Consider the following 18,197-nt stretch of genomic DNA (forward strand, 5'->3'; position numbering starts at 1 on the left):
AATCATTAAAACTAAGCAATGAAAAATAGAAACTTGATCGCTATTTTTAGTTTATTTCTTACTCTGTTCACGTCGCTGCAATCTTTTTCTCAAACAGAAGAAGATTATAGATCACTTATTTCGATAACGTTAGATAGATTTGAAAAAGAAAATTTGCGAATTTATAAGAAATTTGAAAACAATTCTTTACTTGAAAAATTAGATGTTTCTTTTTCTAAAAAATTTGATGAAGTAAAGGTTCGTTTAGAGAAGAATAAGAATGATTCTTTAACTGAAAATGTTTATCTATTTGATATCGTGTTGAGTGATACATTACTAGTTAATGTAGGTGGTATTAAAGTTAATTATAATTCTACAGCAGAAAAACTCGAAAAAACCAATGGTGAAAAAATTAAACGTTATGTAAAGTCTGATTTTATAAAACGTAAAACAAATGAAAATCATGCATCTCTTTCTTTCCCCTTGCTTTCCTCGACTGGAACTAAAGCTATAATTTATGTACTAGTCAAAAACACGGTTTCAACTACTCAACTCCACCTCTTAGAATTTGAAAAAACCGACAACAAATGGATATTCTTAAAATCTGATATAATTTCATGGACTAGAGGATGTTAAATTAAGTAATCAAAAAAAATCCCTTTTCAATTAAAATTGAAAAGGGATTTTTTTTTAACCTAGAATAGTTCTAAGACTCTACCACCTTTGCTTCAGGCGCATTTTTCATAACGCTCTCGATTCCGTTATCTCTAGCGGCTTCAGAGTTATACATCTCGCTTTTACCTATTACCTGACCGTTAGTTGCAGTAAGGTTAAAATAAGGCTGATCTGATTTGCTAACTCCGTTTACAAAGCGTTTTTCATCTTGAGAATTCTTACGTACCGATTCTATACCATTATCTCTAGCGGCTTTGGTCGTATAACCTTCACTAGCAAGAATAGTCTGACCGTTAGATGCTTTAAGTCTAAAACGGAACTCTCCTGACTTATTTTTATATATTTCAAATTTTCCCATGTCTGTATTTTTTTTGAATAGCTAAAGGTAGTAAAAAGTAAAAGTTGTTTTGAGGTTTCAGCTTATTCTTCTCTACTCTACAAACTTTTCCAAAATCTTAAATCAGACAGGTTCTAGCTATTTACATTTTAACTTTTAAATACCTAGATTTTTATCTCTAGCGTCATGTAATAATTACGGTTAGGCGACGGTATGATTCCTGGTCCTGGATAACCAGTTGCTCTTCTTGTGAAGTAAGCGTTATCGAGCACATTATTGATTCCGGCCTCTAACTTAAATCGCTTATTAAACTTATAAGAGGTAGAAAAATCCATGATATCATAAGATGGTATAGAACCTATTACACCACTTAAATTACCGTCTACAGCATTTGTAGCATCTGTAAATTGCTCTGATAGATAAGAGTATTGAAGGCTAGCCAGAAAGTTCTTATAACCAAATTTTAAACCTGTCTTAAAATTAAATTCTGGTATAAATTCTACCTTATTACCTTCTACCCCATTCTCTTCAGAACTGGTGTATTCAGAACTTAAAACAGATGTGTTAAAAAACAGATTAAACACATAGTCTGTATCATTAATAAGCAATTTATTCAAATTAAAATCTACCAGACTCTCTAGTCCATAGATAAAAGCGTCACCTACATTACCTCTCTCACTTTTTACACGACCGTCAGACACGATCTGTCTAAAACCTATACGATCTTGATATACTAGTGCAAATACACTCGCGTCATAGGATACAAAATCATTAAAATTACCGCGAGCACCTACATCTGCTGTAAAACCTTTTTCATCATCAATATCTGGATTGATCTCAAAAGCTGGATTTGCTGTGCTTATATCTGTATAAGTAACAGATCGATAGTTTTGAGATATGTTTCCATAAAACTCTAAAGATTTATTTGCTTTATAACTAGACCCTAAACCTAGTAATACAAATGTTCTATCATTGACACGATTCTCATCTACACGTTCATTAAAAATGACATTTCCAGCAGCGTCTGTTCTTATTTCTCTCGAAAAACCATCACTTTCTGTTTTTATATATTCCAGTCTAAAACCAGGAGTAATGGATAGTTTATCATTCAGGTAAATGATATTCTCACCAAAAAGAGAAACATTTAAATTAGGGTATACAAATTCATTTTGATTGGGATAATTAGGAAATTCTTCAGTTTGAAAATCAAAGTTTGCATCACTACCATCACTTCCTGGACCTTGCTGGCTCGTATTATCTGCTTTATAGAATTTAGAACCTATCAAGAAAATTGATTTTTTACCAGCTAGCTCATAATTACTTAAGAAACGAGCCTCTGCACCAAAGTTGTTGAACTCTCCTTTTATTAAATCACGCTCTGTTCCTGGATCTACTTGATCTACTCTATTGGTTCTAAAACCTAAAGCATTTCTTTGTGCATCGAGTCCAAAGGCACTAAAAGTAAATTTAGTATCCTCAGAAAAATCATGAGAAAAAGTAACGTTATACAGTAACCAGTCTACTTCAAACCAGTTGCGCTCTCTATTACTTTGAAAAGGATCTTCTTGAAACTGATTATCATTTAAACCACCAGCCTGTTGCGCCAGGTAATTCAGGTAAGTAACCTCGGCAGTTACTTTAGTTTTCTTATTAAACTGGTAACCTACATGAGCATAAGCATTCTTTGATTCAAAACCAGAATTAGGTCTAAAACCATCACCACGCTTATAATTAAAAAAGGTATAATAACTCCATTTACCAGATGTACCACTAAGACTTGTGAAATTAGTATACAGTCCATTACTACCTACCGTATTGCGAGTAATTAACTCAATAGGTTGAGTAGCATTAGGCTTTTTAATAACAAAGTTTACTAACCCACCGAATTGTGTTCCATACTGTAAAGAAGCTGCTCCACGTATAATTTGTATGCTATTTAAAGCCTCAGTAGGTGGTGCATAATAACTTTCTGGATAACCTAAAACATCTGCACTGATGTCATAACCATTCTGGCGTGTGTTAAAATTTGCAGTTCTATTAGGATCTAGTCCACGGCCACCTATATTAAGCTGTAAACCTGCATCGTCATTTTGATAAATATTAAGCCCAGCAACTTGATTGTAAATTTGTCTCGCATTGTTAGTGGCTAGGTTTGCCGTAGAGTTTTCTATAAGGACAACTTCTGTCTTTTTACCGGCATAAATAGCCGTTCCTTCTACATCTTTTAAACGTTCTATCTGGAATATTTTTTCCTTTCTAGCCGTTATTTCTATAGCCGTTAATTGTTCAGATAGTTCCTTTAATTTAAAATTATGAACAGCATCGCTAGATATAGAAAGAGTGGTTTCTAACACATCATATTCATAAGTAAAGAAAACGAGAGTAAGAGCCGTTTTTTTAGTCTCAAAACGGTAATTACCACTTGCGTCTGTGGTAGCGAGTACACCAGCATCTTTATCATAAATATCCACATCGTTGATAGCGACGCCTGTTACAGCATCGGTTACTTTTCCAGATATTTGAAATTGTGCTATCGCACTGCAGCTCACTAATAGAGCTATTATTATAAAACTATAATCCTTTAATCTCATCGTTGAATGGTAAAATCCAGCTTTTATGCTGGAATGATTCTTTAATCGCGTACAAATTTACCGCTTTATCTACGTACGGCTGGCTTAATCTTCCATTAAGAGCTACATAACTATCCACATAAACTGCCACGTTCTTATGACCTTGTTTTGTAAAATGATCTCCTAAAAAGTGAGCGTACTGTAAAATAAAGTCTGGCTGATAACTCATTTGCTTTTCTTGAAATGGAGTTAAGAAGTCGCTGTTTTGTACATAAAATGACTTCCCATCTTCATCAACTATTTTAAACTGAGCGCTTCCCATTTTTTCCATAAGCATGACGCGCCATGAAAATCTGTATCCTTCTTCTGTCCAGAATAACTCTCCTGGATAGGCTAGATAACGCCAGGGCAATAGTAATTGTAAAGCAAAGAAAACTCCTAAAACTGGTAAAATGAATCGCTTGTATTTAAGTTCCATTGCTTTTTTGGGTACTCGCTTTCGCGAAAGCGGAATAAAAAACCTCTTTAATGGCAACAACAGTCTTCTTATATAACTAATGATTCTTTCATGCAGTCCAGAATCAAAAAAGATAAGTGCGCTTACTATCATTACAAATGGGAACATACCGATAGGAAATAAAACACGCGTCAACACATGAAAAATCACCACGGCTGCAAATGCGACAACTCTTGTTCTTTTATATAAAAGTAAAAATGGTATAAATAGATCGTACAACATTCCAGACCAGCTGAAGGCATAATGCACCCATTCTTGTTCCATGAGGTTTCCTAATAGCGGTATGTCATATTTAGAAGGCAACCATATTTTTAACGGCATGGCTTTTATAAGCCAGTCGCTATTTAATTTGGCCAGACCTGCATAGAAATAAACTACTCCTAAAAGAATTTTTATACTATCTATAGTCCATTTAGGGATTTGAGGAGTTTGTTTATTTTCATCCTTTGCAACAGTATTACCTAAAGTATCTATGGAAAAATAACGTGCTGCTGGTAAAAAAAGCAGTAAGAAACTTAATGCACTTATAAAGTAATAATGGTTGAGATAGGTAGTTTTATCCATCAACTCGATGTAGGTAAAACTAAGAAAAAACACCAGCATAGATATGCGATACTTATAACCTAAGGCTACAAATAATGCTGCCAGTCCACAAAGTGCAAAAATCAAATAGGTCGCATTACCTAGAGGCTGCACCCAACTGAACCCATAATAACTAAAATGAAATTGTGGTTCTATATATAAGGTATTGATCCAGCCGTGAGCTGCAAATCTTATAATACTATATAACATCATGACACCAAAACCAATACGGAAAACCGCCAGTGGCGCCGCAGATGTTGTCCTATTTAAATATGTATGAATTTTTGATTTCATTCCAAAAAAAAGGTTGCCACAAAGATGGGCAACCTTTTTTAAATATTAGTTATCGATTAGTCACCGTCTGCATCTACAAAGTCAACTCTTATATTTAGTGTTTGTAACATATCTATTTTAAATAAAACAGTAGCAACTTGCAACTCGTCATAAGTTCTAGTCATTAATGTGTTATCTGTATTTACTTGATTTGCAAAATTATCATCCAGTACATTCATTTGTGCTCTTGCTGCTGCTAGTTGGTTATTTATAGCAGTTGTAAGGTCTGAAGTACCGCTATTGGTTCTCAACTCTGTTACATAACTAGCATAACTAGGTCCTGTAGTTGATCCATCATAAGCTCTACCATTAAAGAAATCATCTACCGCTTGTAAACCTTCTAGAGCAAGCTCTTTAGAAAATTCTTCACTGTAAAAACCTTCTACTCTATCTGCTAGAGGTGTTGTAGAAAATACACCTGCTGGTATACCTACTTTATTAGCTCTCAGCCCTTTTTCGTAATAAAAGATAAAGTCATTTATCAATAAATTTACTGAACTAGTTACCGTATTTCCTGTACTATTAACAAATATATCTCTATAAGAACCTGTCCAGTCATTTAAAACTGTAGTGGTTAAGGCATCCATTTGATCAATAACATCACTTAAGTAATCTTTATATCCTTGAGCATTTGTATTATTTGTGTAGGTATCTAAAATACTAAGGTCGTCTGTTGCAACTCCATATAGTAAATAGTCTACTGCAGGAAAACCTACTGCGTCATTATTATTAGGACTTGTTAAATCATAAGATGCACTAGCAACATTGTTTTGAATATCAGTCACATTGGTAGGATAGATATTCATCTGGAAAGAATATAAAATCTCCTCTGCTCTACCTATGTTAAACATTTCTACATATTGCCATGTCATATAAGCATCTAACCACTCTTCTCTTAAATCATCTAGGTTTGCCTGGTTAGGCGTTGCGATAAAAAGATCTTTAGAAATTTTAAGCGAATTCAAGTCGTCACTTAAATCTTGTAATGCTGGGATAATAATATTATCTGCCGCATTTTCTAGCAAAGCTCTTCTATCAAAGCTGTCTGTAGTTGTTACTCCATCATCTTCAGACTCACTACATGATCCTATCGCGATCGCTGCAAAAAGTACTAATACTAAGTTTCTTAACTTCATTTTTTAATTTTAAAAAGTTTGCAAATTTAAGATGGTAGTCGGGAATGTGACTCATTAACAACACCAACTTAATGTTAATCTTTTAATCCAGAAAAATTTCAAAACTGCCCGAGGGCAATTTTGAAATTTTTCATTGGCTAATTATGACTTTTAGTCTGCTGCTTGTGCAGTAGTAAAAGTAAATCTTGCAGAAATCTCATCAGAGATTCTGTCTAGAGTTGCTGTATCTACATCCCAGAAACCGTTACCAGTCATTAATTCTGCTAGGTAAGCATCTACTTCAGTTTTTGTGAAGTAAGGTTGAGTAGTACCAGGCTGTCTAGTAAACTGTAAACTGTATATGAAACCATAAGCCTCAGAAAGTGCATGGAATGCTCTTGCAGGATCTGCTGTTAAGTTTCCTTTACCACTTTGAAGATAAAACACAGCTCTTACTGCTGGTATCATTGATATATTTTCTTTAATAATATTTGCTTGCTCATCTCTTAAATCATAATCACCTTCTACTATCGCAGCACGACCTAATTTAAAAGCGTCATATATAGTTGCAGCAATACCAGTAAAGTCGCTATCACCTTCTACACGGTCTAGATATTCACTTAAAAAGCTATCTTGATCTAAAACTGGTGCAGTAGCATCTGCCTCAGCACCGTATAGGTAACCAAAAGCCTCGTCCCACTTATGCTCCATAGTAGTATAGTTCTTACCAGATTCAAGAACAGCGTTATCATTATCAACTCTATTATCTCCTGCATCAAGAACAGCTGGACTTAAGTAGTTATTAAGAATTTGATCTGTCATTAGTGCACCTAGAAGACCTTTGGCAAACGCTTGATCATATTCTAGACCTTTTGCATTTACATATCTTACTGTACCACCACCAGCTTGTTGAATCTGTCCTGCAACACCTGCTGAAGCATTAGAATTCCATACTGGAAATACATCGTTTACTTGAGAAGAGATAAAACCATCAAAATCTGCTTTGATAGCTGCTGCAACCGTTGTGTTTGCAGAGAAAAAATCTGCACTCGCTGCTACTTTACTACGTACACTTTTATCAGATGCGTTTAAATCTGCATCAGTAAAATCACTTGCTCCTTCTATATGAGCAAACATATTATCTAATTGTGTTTCTGTAAGTGCTGTATTTTTAAAACCAGACTTAATTTCTTCGGCCATTGCGATTCTCGTAGACTGTCCAGAATAACTTACCGTTGTAGCACTATTTCTTTGGAAAGAATAAGTTGCAGGAGTTTCAACAGCGATAGTTGCCACGTCATCATCACTATCACAAGATGTGAATAATGTAGCTGTAATAGCTGCGATAGATAAAATAGATATTTTGGTAATTCTCATTTTAGGTTTATTTAGACTTGATATAAATAATTACTTGTTTGCGAGCGCAAAGATAAAACCCTTATTTAGATTAAATAAACATAAGTGATTCTTTTATCAATTGTTATTACTTATAATAAGCATCCGTACTATTGATAAAACATATAGAATGATTCTAAATAGAATAAAATAAACACATAAAAACCTTATTACTAAACAGGTAGTAATAAATTGATAGATAAAAAATTTGTATGATATATATGTGTTCTCGCTTTCGCGAAAGCGGAATGATCAAAAAAATAACTCTCTTAAACTAACTCTGCTTCAAAAAGCTCTACAAAGTATTGTTGAATTTTAGCCTTCACCTCTTCCATGTCAACCTCCCTTTTAAGTTCTGCAGCAAGAGACGTAACCGCCTTATCTTCTATACCACAAGGAATGATGTGATCAAAGTAACCCAAATTAGTATTTACATTAAATGCAAAGCCATGCATGGTAACCCAGCGACTAGCCCTTACACCTAGTGCACAAATTTTGCGTGCAAATGGAGTTGCTACGTCTAGCCATACACCTGTCTCACCATCGCTGCGTTCTCCTTTAAGTCCGTAATCGGCTAGGATTTTAATAAATACCTCTTCTAAAAAGCGCAGATATTTATGGATGTCGGTAAAGAAATTATCTAGATCGAGAATAGGGTAACCTGTAATCTGTCCAGGTCCATGATAGGTAATATCACCACCACGATTAATTTTATAAAAGGTCGCTCCTATATTTTTAAGTAAACCCTCGTTTGCTAGTAGATTTTCTAAGTCGCCACTTTTACCTAATGTATACACATGGTCATGCTCTACAAATAGTAAATGATTTTGAGTCTCTAGACCAGCGTCTTCTCTCCTATTCTTGATTTTAGTATCGAGAATATCTTTAAATAGTTGCTCCTGGTAGTCCCAAGTTTCTTTATAATCCTTGCGTCCTAGATCTTGAAAATTTACTTTCTTATTCATGTTGCAAAGGTAAAAGTAAGTAATCAGTTTACCTTATAGTAAGAGATAGTATTTACCTATCAGGATTATTCAAAATAATCAATGCCGCAATTACTCCAGGAATCCAACCTAGTAGTGTCAACAAGAATACTATAATTATAGAACCGCAGCCTTTACCTATAACGGCTAGTGGTGGAAAAATGATGGCCAAAATAACGCGCCAAATACTCATACTTTAAAGTCTTTTAATTAATGGTAAGCAACCATGTACATATTAACGTCTAGCAAATTATCAAAAAGTCGTGTTAATAAGAGCTGCCTATATAAAAGACTTACAGAATTCTATTTTGTTACACGGTTATACCAAGTTATCTTTGCAAGCTTAATTCAAATAAACATTATGCAACTTTCTGAACAAGAAATCGTACGCCGTGAGAAACTCGGCAAGCTGCGCGAGATGGGAATAGATCCTTATCCAGCGGCACTTTATCCAGTAGATAATACGTCTAAAAAGATTAAAGCCGATTTCCAGGAAGGTAAACAGGTAGTAATCGCTGGTCGATTAATGCGTAAGAAGATTCAAGGGAAAGCCTCTTTTGGTGAGATTCAAGATGCAGACGGTCGTATTCAAGTATATTTTAACCGCGACGAGATATGTCCTGGTGATGATAAATCTATGTATAATGACGTGTTTAAAAAGTTACTGGACCTAGGAGATTTTATAGGTATTAAAGGAGAGCTTTTTAAAACACAAGTAGGTGAGATTACGGTTAATATTAAAGAATATACTTTATTAAGTAAATCTTTAAAACCATTACCACTACCTAAAACAGATGCTGAAGGAAAGACTTATGACGAGTTTAATGATCCTGAAATGCGTTACAGACAGCGCTATGCTGACCTTGCCGTAAACCCACACGTTAAAGAGGTTTTTATTAAAAGAACTAAACTTTTTAATGCTATGCGATCGTTCTTTAACGACCGCGAATATTTTGAAGTAGAGACTCCTATTTTACAACCTATTCCAGGTGGAGCATCTGCACGTCCATTTATAACACACCACAACTCTCTAGACATGCCTCTTTATATGCGTATCGCAAATGAGCTGTATTTAAAGAGACTTATAGTAGGTGGTTTTGATGGTGTTTATGAATTCAGTAAAAACTTCCGTAATGAAGGAATGGATCGTACACACAATCCAGAATTTACTGCCATGGAAATCTATGTAGCCTATAAAGACTACAACTGGATGATGGATTTTACAGAAAAGTTATTAGAAAACTGTGCTGTAAAAGTAAATGGGGCAACGACGAGCCAATTTGGTGAGCATACTATAGAATGGAAAGCGCCTTACCCTAGAGTAACCATGCGCCAGTCTATCATTGATTTTACTGGGTTTGATATCCATGGAAAAAGTGAAGAAGAGTTGTTCGCTTTCGCGAAAGCGGAAGGAATAGAAGTAGATGCAACCATGGGTAAAGGAAAGCTTATCGATGAGATTTTTGGAGAAAAATGTGAAGGACAGTACATACAACCTACTTTTATCACAGACTATCCTAAAGAAATGTCACCGTTGTGTAAGCAACATCGTGATAATCCTGAATTAACAGAGCGTTTTGAATTAATGGTTTGTGGTAAAGAAATAGCAAACGCTTATTCTGAATTAAACGACCCTATAGATCAAAGAGAACGTTTTGAAGCACAATTAAAACTAGCAGATCGTGGTGATGACGAGGCTATGTTTATAGATCAAGATTTCTTGAGAGCTCTAGAATATGGAATGCCTCCTACCTCAGGGTTAGGAATAGGTATGGACCGTTTGATCATGTATCTTACAAACAACCCTTCTATACAAGAAGTACTTTTCTTCCCTCAAATGAAGCCAGAAAACACAACAAGTGTAGAGCTTAACGAAGATGAAAAACACGTTTTTGAACTACTTTCTAAGTCTGGTAAAATTGAGCTAGCTGCTCTTAAAGATCAAGCTGGTTTAAGCGGTAAGAAATGGGACAAATCTATTAAAGGACTTACAGGTAAAAAAGTCGCAAAGGTTTCTAAAACTGAAGACGGACTTTTTGTAGAAGTAGTTTAAAACTTCACTACTCCATTTAAAACCTGCTGATTTAAATAAATCAGCAGGTTTTTTTTTGATTTTTTTTCAGAAGCTCTCAAATTATATTTAATTCTAAAAAGACTTCTTAAATAAGTTTTTTGAAGCTTTTAATAAAATACACTTGATCATGATCCATGACGTTGTTTTAGATAATTAATATGAATACATTTGGCAAAATTTAAAAAACCACAAATGAAAAAATTTATCGCCCTAGCAGTTATTTTAATAGGCGCAGCATCTTGTCAAGAATCTCAAAAAATAGCATTTGTAGACAGTGAAAAAGTTTATGAAGAATATCAAGAAAAAATTGACCTTGAAGCAGTAATAATAAAGAAACAAGAAGATTTTAAAAAGAAGACAGATAGTCTAGGAATGGCTTACCAAATGGAAGCAGCACCTATGCAGGCAAAATTTAGTAGACTAAGCCAGCAGCAGCAACAAAACAATCCTGAGATAGTAGCATTTAGTCAAAAATGGCAAATGGTAGAGTCTCAAATGAAGGCTCAAGAGCAAAGTATGCAAGAGCAACTAGACAAAGATTTAAAAGAACTAAATACTCATGTAGAAGAGTTTATTGCATCTCATGCAAAAAAGAACAATTACTCTTTTGTATTCGGTAAAAATAACTCTGGCGGATTAGTTTATGGAAATAAAGCTAGTGATATTACTGAAACCGTAATCACAGAATTAAATAAAGCTTATAACAGTGAAGGTGATTCAAAAACGACAAGTTCTGAGACATCAACAAAAACTGATTAACCTGATCAAAACTGATCATTATCAACAGTTTACATATTGTTTAAATTATAAAGTCATGCCCAGTGCATGACTTTTTTTTGTGCTTTCATTAAACCTTATTGAAAATATCATGTCATAGAATTGTAACATTAAAACATAAACACATGAAAAAGATATTGTTTTTATTAGCTATTTTAAGTGTAGGAATTACACAAGCTAACAACGGAAAAAAAGATCGTACTCCAGAGCAAATTGCTTCTATACAATCTAAGAAAATGACTCTAGTTTTAGACCTAGACTCTAAACAACAATCTCAAGTTGAAAAATTATTATTAGTAGAAGCGAAAGATCGCAAGTCTAATAAAATGAAAAGAGAAGACAGAGAAAAACTTACTGAAGAACAAAGGTTTACAAAGTCTGAAGCTGCTCTTGAAAAAAAGATTGCCATGAAACGTGAAATGAAAAGCATTCTTAATGCTGATCAATATGCTAAATGGGAAAAGATGATAGCAAAGCGATCTAAAGGAAAAAAAAGAGGTGGCAAGCACAGAAAAGGACAAGATGAAAAAAGAGGAAATCGTAACTAGTCAATCTTAAAGTAATTAACTAACAACGTATTACTTTCCCTTTTTACTAAAGCTGGATTCTTAATTGAGTCCAGCTTTTTATTTTATTATCCAAATAAATTCTTATTTTTAGAAACTAGAAAACACCCATCATGAAAAAAGTATTATTTATTGCGGCTGTTCTTGCCAGTTCTGTGACGTTTGCACAACAAGAAATAAGCCCAGCACAACAAGAATTAAGTAGAAAAACTACTGCTAGAGTCCAAGATTTTAATTCTAAAATGGATGCTAAAGTTGATAAGATTATGGATATTACTAATTTAGAAAGTGATAAACGCAGTCAACTGAGTGAAATAGTCACTACTAAAGAAAGTAGACTAGATCGCCTTGCTCGTGAAGGAAAAGATGCTACCGATACTCAAGGGAGAAAAAACGACATCATGAATGCGTATCAAACACAATTAAAACAACTTTTAGGTGATTCTAAATACAATTTACTACAAAGTAAAGTAAGCCCTAAATAGTTGCTATTTTATAAGCATAAAAAAAACCGCTCTTGAAAAGAGCGGTTTTTTTATATCTGATAACGTTTAAATCTAATGTTTACCAGCTAGCAACTACTTCCTTAGTCGCTTGTATAGTCTTATCTAGATCTTCATAACTCAATGCATCATTTAAGAAGTAAGATTCAAAAGCACTAGGAGGCAAATAAATACCGCGGTCTAGTAATCCATGGAAAAATTTCTTGAACCATTCATTATTACCTGTTGCAGCACTTGCAAAATCTATTACTTCTCGATCTGTAAAATGAACAGACATCATAGAACCTATGCGGTTAATTTTATAATCCATTCCTTTTTCAGAAAGTACGGTATCAATTCCTTTGTGCAAATATTCTGTCTTTGCAGCTAGATTATCATATACACTAGGATTGTTATTTAAATGAGTCAGCATCGCAAGACCAGCACTCATCGCTAGCGGATTACCACTTAAAGTACCTGCTTGATAAACTGGACCTAATGGTGCTAGATGATTCATAATTTCTTGACGCGCTGCAAATGCTCCTACTGGTAAACCACCACCTATCACTTTACCATAAGTAACAATATCTGCTTTTACACCAGTAACTTCTTGAGCGCCACCACGAGCTAGCCTAAAACCAGTCATTACCTCATCAAAAACAAATAATGCTCCATGTTCGTCACATAAAGACCTTATACCTTCTAAGAAACCATCTTGTGGTAATACACAACCCATGTTACCTGCAATAGGCTCGATAATCACACAGGCTATTTCACCTTTATTTTGCTTAAATATATCTGCAACTTGCTCTAAGTTATTATAATCTGCAAGTAATGTATCTTTTGCAGTTCCTTGAGTAACACCAGGACTGTTAGGACTACCGAAGGTTACCGCACCACTACCAGCTTGTATCAAGAAAGAATCACTATGTCCATGATAGCAACCTGCAAATTTTATAATCTTATCACGACCAGTATAACCACGTGCCAGTCGCACAGCACTCATACAAGCCTCTGTACCAGAGTTAACCATTCTTATCTGGTCTACATTAGGCGCCATAGATACGGCTAGCTTTGCTATTTCAGTCTCAATAGCAGTAGGCATTCCATAAGAAGTACCTTTTTCTGTAGCTTTAATTACTGCCTCAACAACTGGTTCAAAAGCGTGACCCAAAATCATAGGTCCCCATGATGCGATGTAGTCTATAATCTGGTGTCCATCTTCTGTTTGTAAATACGCACCTTTTGCACGCTCTACAAATACAGGGTCTCCACCTACCGCATTAAACGCACGCACTGGAGAGTTGACTCCACCTGGAATATATTTTTTTGCTTCTTGAAAAAGCGCACTACTTCTTTGATATATAAATGACATGAAAAATGTATAATTATTTAACGATAAGTACCTGACCTACACTTAATACGTTAGTTTTTAATTTATTAAGTTTTTTAAGCTTATCAACAGTTGTATTGTACCTCTTAGACACGCTGTATAAGGTATCTCCTTTAACAACTACATGTTGCTTTGTAAATCCAGATGTATTGTTTTCTTTTACCTCTTCTATAACTCTAGGCTTCTCATCTACAGCTTTACCTAAAGCAATATTATCATATTGATACAATTCATATCTCTCGATAAGACTTATTAATTTTTGAGGATACCTCTTATCTGTAGCATAACCTGCTTTTCTTAAACCTCTAGCCCAGCCTTTATAATCGTCTTGATCTAGTTCAAAAAGACCTGCATATCTTTTACGGTCTTTTAAAAATAAGGAGTGATCGCGATAAGAATAACTCGCATCGTTATACGTACGGAAACATTCTTGATCTTCATCATCATCGTGATAGATGCGACCACCAGTCCAGCCCGTATGGCATTTGATACCGAAGTGATTATTTGCCTCTACAGCTAGTCTACCGTTTCCAGAGCCACTTTCTAATACTCCTTGCGCTAGTGTAATACTAGCAGGTATTTTATAAAGTTTCATTTCCTTCATTGCGATATCCTTAAAATCGTCTATGTAGTTAGCGACTTTATCTTTACTACGTGGGCTTGTGGTAGTAGTTACTTTATCTTCATCATCTGTAACAACTACTGGTGTTGTTTTATCAGCGGTGCTTGATGTTGTAGTTTTGGGCTTTGTTGTTCTTACACTCTTTTTTGATCCACATGAGGTAAGCAGCATTCCTGCTACCATTAAAGAGCAAAGTAGTCTATAGTTGGTTTTCATAGCTTATCTTAAGACGTCGTTTTTTTTCTAACACTTTGTTATATCCAGTGATAGATTGTAAACCACCAGTATGAATGGCTAAAATACGAGTTTTCCCATTGATAACGCTACTCTCCACCATTTGTTCTATGCCGTACATCATTTTTGCGGTATAAATAGGTTCTAGTGGTATTCCGCTTTCGCGAAAGCGGATATTCATATAATCAATCAATCGATCATCTGACTTTGCATAACCACCAAAAGCTGTTTCATCAATCACCTCAAATTCTTTTCCATGGGTATACCTTTCAATTTCAGATCGCATAAAATCTCCCTTTAAGGCAGAGAATACCATCACTTTTTGATGCGGCGCAGCACTGTTTATGATTCCAGCAGCTGTACCACCAGTTCCTGCAGCAACACAAATGATATCATAATTCTCTTTATCACTTTCTGTAAGAATCTCTTGTGTTCCTTTTACAGCAAGCTCATTAGTACCACCTTCTGGAATGTTGTAAAAATTACCGAATAAGACCTTCATTTCTTCCAGAAACAAATCTGTTTCTTTATCTCTGTATTGCTCACGCGTGACAAAATGAAATTTCATTCCATCTACATGCGCTTGTCTTAAAGTAGCATTTCCAGCAAGTGTTTTATTGAGGTCTGCTCCTAACTCTTCACCACGTATAACACCTATAGTTTTAATTCCCAATAATTTACCTGCAGCTGCAGTAGCCGCTATATGGTTAGAAAAAGCACCGCCATAAGTGAGTACGGTATCATGTCCTAATTCTTGCGCTGTGAGAAGATTGTATTTTAATTTACGCAACTTATTACCAGACACTTCTTTATGTAATAAATCGTCTCTCTTCATGTCCATCTCTATGTCTAGATCTCGATAAGATTTAAACTTCTCAATAACGGAATTTTGAGATTTAAAAAGTCTATTCATGCGCATACTTTTTACCATAGAATTTAAAAAAGGAAAACAGCTTTCTCTCTTTTAAATAATCTAAATTACTTTCATTTAAATATGCCTCTCTTTCAAACACTATGTTTCTATAAGCCTTATGATGGTTCATATATCGCATGAGATTAAATAGGTAATCGAGACCATACCATAAATAAAAAAATACGACTAATAATTCCTTTTGTTGAACGGCGTGAATGTTCTCATGATTCATAAAAACAGCATCCGTCAATTTACTTTTATTACTTACTAGTAAAAAAGGCCACAGCGTCATGCCGCTATATTTTTTAAGGTATTTTGATTTTAAAGGAATCATATCGCAAAGTTATTGAATTAGCTTGTGCTATCGTAAATCCCAAGAAATCATTTACTCTTACTTAAAACCAATCTCGTTGCAATTCTTATATCTCTAGCAACTATTGTATTTTTATAGCATGAAGAAGATTATTCCCGTAGAAGAAGGCGATTATTACTTAACACCAGAAGGATACCGCTGTTTTACAGAGCAATACCATCTTAAAAGAGGTTATTGTTGTGAGAGCGGTTGCCGTCACTGCCCATACGGATACGATAAAAAGACAAACAGCCAAAACTAAGAATTCATGAGTGAAGATATTTCTATAGCACGCTTTCGCGAAAGCATACAAACAGGAATTCCTGAAAAACTACCAGCACCACACGTTTATGATACTAATGTAAATCATGCCCCTAAACGTAAAAAAATACTCAATGCTGAAGAAGAGAAACTTGCATTGCGCAACGCACTGCGTTATTTTGACCCAAAACATCATGAAATTCTTTTACCAGAATTTAAAGAAGAGTTAGAGAAGTACGGTCGTATTTATATGTATCGTTTCATGCCTAAATATAAAATCAAGTCTAGAAATATTGCCGACTATCCAGCAAATTCTCAGCAAGCAGCAGGTATCATGCTTATGATACAGAATAACCTAGATCATGCCGTAGCACAACATCCACATGAACTAATTACTTATGGTGGTAATGGTGCTGTGTTTTCTAACTGGGCACAATATTTACTGACCATGAAGTACCTAAGCCAGATGACTGACGAGCAAACACTGGTTATGTATTCTGGTCACCCTATGGGATTATTCCCTTCTCATAAAATGGCGCCACGTTGTGTGGTAACTAACGGGATGATGATTCCTAATTACTCACAACCAGACGACTGGGAAAAGTTTAACGCTCTAGGTGTTACTCAGTATGGACAGATGACAGCAGGTTCTTTTATGTACATAGGGCCACAAGGTATCGTTCACGGTACAACGATTACGGTGCTCAATGCTTTTAGAAAAATAAAAAAAGAACCTACTGGTAACATATTTGTCACTTCTGGATTAGGTGGAATGAGCGGTGCACAACCTAAAGCTGGTAATATAGCTGGCTGTATCACTATTTGTGCAGAGATGAATCCTAAAGCTGTACACACCAGACACTCACAAGGTTGGGTAGATGTGGTTATTAAAAATACAACAGATTTAATCTCTCGCGTACAAAAAGCTCAAGAAGATAAAGAGACCGTATCGATAGCCTTTGAAGGAAATATAGTTCACGTTTGGGAAGCGCTTTACGATGCAGGTATTCACATATCGATAGGTAGTGACCAGACCAGTTTGCACAATCCATGGGCTGGCGGCTATTATCCAGTAGATCTTACTTTTGAAGAATCTAACGAGATGATGAGCAATCAACCAGACAACTTTAAAAAAGAGGTTCAAAGATCTTTACGTAGACATGTAGCTGCGATTAATAAACACACAGAAAAAGGAACGTATTTCTTTGACTACGGTAATGCATTTTTGCTAGAATCTAGCCGCGCAGATGCTGATATAAAAGGAACAGACACTGAGTTCCGTTATCCTTCTTATGTGCAAGATATTATGGGACCTATGTGTTTTGACTACGGTTTTGGTCCATTTAGATGGGTTTGCGCATCAAATGATCCAGAAGATCTTAAGAAAACAGATCAAATCGCGACTCAGGTATTAGAGCAATTGTCAAAAGAGGCTCCAGAGCGCATCCAGCAGCAAATGCAGGATAATATAAAATGGATTAAAGGAGCACAAGAGAACAAACTAGTAGTAGGGTCACAAGCTAGAATTTTATATGCAGACGCAATAGGTAGAATAGAAATTGCTCGTGCCTTTAATAAAGCCATAGAAGCTGGCGATATAGGACCTATAGTTCTAGGTCGTGACCACCACGATGTATCTGGAACTGATTCTCCATATAGAGAAACTTCTAATATATATGACGGCTCTAGATTTACTGCAGACATGGCTATACAAAACGTTATAGGTGACAGTTTTAGAGGCGCAACATGGGTCTCTATACATAATGGCGGCGGCGTGGGCTGGGGAGAAGTTATGAATGGCGGTTTTGGAATGGTAATTGATGGTACTAAGGAATCAGAAGATAAGCTAGAATCTATGCTATTTTGGGATGTAAATAATGGTATTGCTCGCAGAAACTGGGCGCGTAATGAAAATGCTGTTTTTGCTATTAAGAGAGCGATGGAAATAAATCCTGCTTTACAAGTCACGATACCACATATGGTAAGTGATGATTTGATCGATAATAATTAATCCGTTTTTAAGAAGGTGGTTTTAGG

The 18,197-nt window shown here is 35.2% G+C and carries 18 protein-coding genes; 7 read left to right on the top strand and 11 right to left on the bottom strand.

Going from position 1 to position 18,197, the window contains the following annotated elements:
* The first annotated feature begins 18 nt into the window (after positions 1 to 18).
* Complete coding sequence (locus ACJJVJ_RS06485; RefSeq protein WP_405369598.1) at positions 19 to 615, top strand: hypothetical protein; 597 nt, start codon at positions 19 to 21, stop codon at positions 613 to 615.
* A 70-nt stretch (positions 616 to 685) separates the two neighbouring features.
* Here ACJJVJ_RS06485 and ACJJVJ_RS06490 read toward each other — a convergent pair whose 3' ends face one another.
* The 7 genes from ACJJVJ_RS06490 to ACJJVJ_RS06520 all read right to left on the bottom strand — a co-directional run bounded on the left by ACJJVJ_RS06490 (position 686) and on the right by ACJJVJ_RS06520 (position 8,679).
* Entirely contained in the window at positions 686 to 1,012 is a 327-nt protein-coding gene (locus ACJJVJ_RS06490) for a YegP family protein (protein ID WP_104515569.1), read from the bottom strand.
* A 143-nt stretch (positions 1,013 to 1,155) separates the two neighbouring features.
* Positions 1,156 to 3,582 (bottom strand): TonB-dependent receptor domain-containing protein, encoded by a 2,427-nt coding sequence (locus tag ACJJVJ_RS06495; protein ID WP_405369599.1) that lies wholly within the window; start codon positions 3,580 to 3,582, stop codon positions 1,156 to 1,158.
* Entirely contained in the window at positions 3,563 to 4,954 is a 1,392-nt protein-coding gene (locus ACJJVJ_RS06500) for an HTTM domain-containing protein (protein ID WP_405369600.1), read from the bottom strand. The genes ACJJVJ_RS06495 and ACJJVJ_RS06500 overlap by 20 nt, the downstream gene beginning before the upstream one ends.
* Before the next feature lie 56 nt (positions 4,955 to 5,010).
* Complete coding sequence (locus ACJJVJ_RS06505; RefSeq protein WP_405369601.1) at positions 5,011 to 6,129, bottom strand: imelysin family protein; 1,119 nt, start codon at positions 6,127 to 6,129, stop codon at positions 5,011 to 5,013.
* Between the two features lie 150 nt (positions 6,130 to 6,279).
* Positions 6,280 to 7,485, bottom strand: coding sequence for a DUF4856 domain-containing protein (locus ACJJVJ_RS06510; protein ID WP_405369602.1), 1,206 nt, complete (start codon positions 7,483 to 7,485; stop codon positions 6,280 to 6,282).
* Positions 7,486 to 7,772: 287 nt separating this feature from the next.
* A complete protein-coding gene (gene lipB / locus ACJJVJ_RS06515) occupies positions 7,773 to 8,468 on the bottom strand; it encodes a lipoyl(octanoyl) transferase LipB (protein WP_405369603.1) in 696 nt (231 codons plus the stop codon).
* 52 nt (positions 8,469 to 8,520) lie between these two features.
* The gene (locus ACJJVJ_RS06520; protein ID WP_015362843.1) at positions 8,521 to 8,679 is read right to left on the bottom strand and encodes a YqaE/Pmp3 family membrane protein; all 159 of its coding nucleotides are present in this window, start codon (positions 8,677 to 8,679) and stop codon (positions 8,521 to 8,523) included.
* Between the two features lie 168 nt (positions 8,680 to 8,847).
* Here ACJJVJ_RS06520 and lysS point away from each other — a divergent pair, with 168 nt between their 5' ends.
* From lysS to ACJJVJ_RS06540, 4 genes are all read left to right on the top strand, one after another.
* Entirely contained in the window at positions 8,848 to 10,539 is a 1,692-nt protein-coding gene (gene lysS / locus ACJJVJ_RS06525) for a lysine--tRNA ligase (RefSeq protein ID WP_104515575.1), read from the top strand.
* 213 nt (positions 10,540 to 10,752) lie between these two features.
* Entirely contained in the window at positions 10,753 to 11,319 is a 567-nt protein-coding gene (locus ACJJVJ_RS06530; protein ID WP_405369604.1) for an OmpH family outer membrane protein, read from the top strand.
* Positions 11,320 to 11,462: 143 nt separating this feature from the next.
* Positions 11,463 to 11,885, top strand: a complete 423-nt coding sequence (locus tag ACJJVJ_RS06535; RefSeq protein WP_405369605.1) for a hypothetical protein — start codon at positions 11,463 to 11,465, stop codon at positions 11,883 to 11,885.
* 131 nt (positions 11,886 to 12,016) lie between these two features.
* Positions 12,017 to 12,388 (top strand): hypothetical protein, encoded by a 372-nt coding sequence (locus ACJJVJ_RS06540; protein ID WP_405369606.1) that lies wholly within the window; start codon positions 12,017 to 12,019, stop codon positions 12,386 to 12,388.
* A 79-nt stretch (positions 12,389 to 12,467) separates the two neighbouring features.
* Here the strand turns inward: ACJJVJ_RS06540 and hemL are convergent, their stop codons facing one another.
* Genes hemL through ACJJVJ_RS06560 form a run of 4 tightly spaced genes read right to left on the bottom strand, consistent with a single transcriptional unit; the run spans position 12,468 to position 15,881 of the window.
* Positions 12,468 to 13,760, bottom strand: a complete 1,293-nt coding sequence (gene hemL, locus ACJJVJ_RS06545; RefSeq protein WP_405369607.1) for a glutamate-1-semialdehyde 2,1-aminomutase — start codon at positions 13,758 to 13,760, stop codon at positions 12,468 to 12,470.
* Between the two features lie 13 nt (positions 13,761 to 13,773).
* Positions 13,774 to 14,616 (bottom strand): glucosaminidase domain-containing protein, encoded by an 843-nt coding sequence (locus ACJJVJ_RS06550; RefSeq protein WP_405369608.1) that lies wholly within the window; start codon positions 14,614 to 14,616, stop codon positions 13,774 to 13,776.
* Positions 14,600 to 15,547, bottom strand: coding sequence for a 1-aminocyclopropane-1-carboxylate deaminase/D-cysteine desulfhydrase (locus ACJJVJ_RS06555; protein ID WP_405369609.1), 948 nt, complete (start codon positions 15,545 to 15,547; stop codon positions 14,600 to 14,602). The genes ACJJVJ_RS06550 and ACJJVJ_RS06555 overlap by 17 nt, the downstream gene beginning before the upstream one ends.
* Positions 15,540 to 15,881 carry a hypothetical protein gene (locus tag ACJJVJ_RS06560; protein ID WP_405369610.1) on the bottom strand — a complete coding sequence of 114 codons (342 nt, stop codon included), beginning with the start codon at positions 15,879 to 15,881 and terminating at the stop codon, positions 15,540 to 15,542. The genes ACJJVJ_RS06555 and ACJJVJ_RS06560 overlap by 8 nt, the downstream gene beginning before the upstream one ends.
* Positions 15,882 to 15,999: 118 nt before the next feature.
* Here ACJJVJ_RS06560 and ACJJVJ_RS06565 point away from each other — a divergent pair, with 118 nt between their 5' ends.
* Both ACJJVJ_RS06565 and ACJJVJ_RS06570 read left to right on the top strand, forming a co-directional pair.
* On the top strand, positions 16,000 to 16,161 hold the full coding sequence (locus ACJJVJ_RS06565; RefSeq protein ID WP_170034585.1) for a DUF5522 domain-containing protein: 162 nt from the start codon (positions 16,000 to 16,002) through the stop codon (positions 16,159 to 16,161).
* Positions 16,162 to 16,167: 6 nt separating this feature from the next.
* Positions 16,168 to 18,171 (top strand): urocanate hydratase, encoded by a 2,004-nt coding sequence (locus ACJJVJ_RS06570; RefSeq protein WP_405369611.1) that lies wholly within the window; start codon positions 16,168 to 16,170, stop codon positions 18,169 to 18,171.
* Positions 18,172 to 18,197 lie beyond the last annotated feature (26 nt).

It is taken from the genome of Nonlabens sp. Asnod2-A12 (genome assembly GCF_045063745.1).
GTDB lineage: Bacteria > Bacteroidota > Bacteroidia > Flavobacteriales > Flavobacteriaceae > Nonlabens > Nonlabens xylanidelens.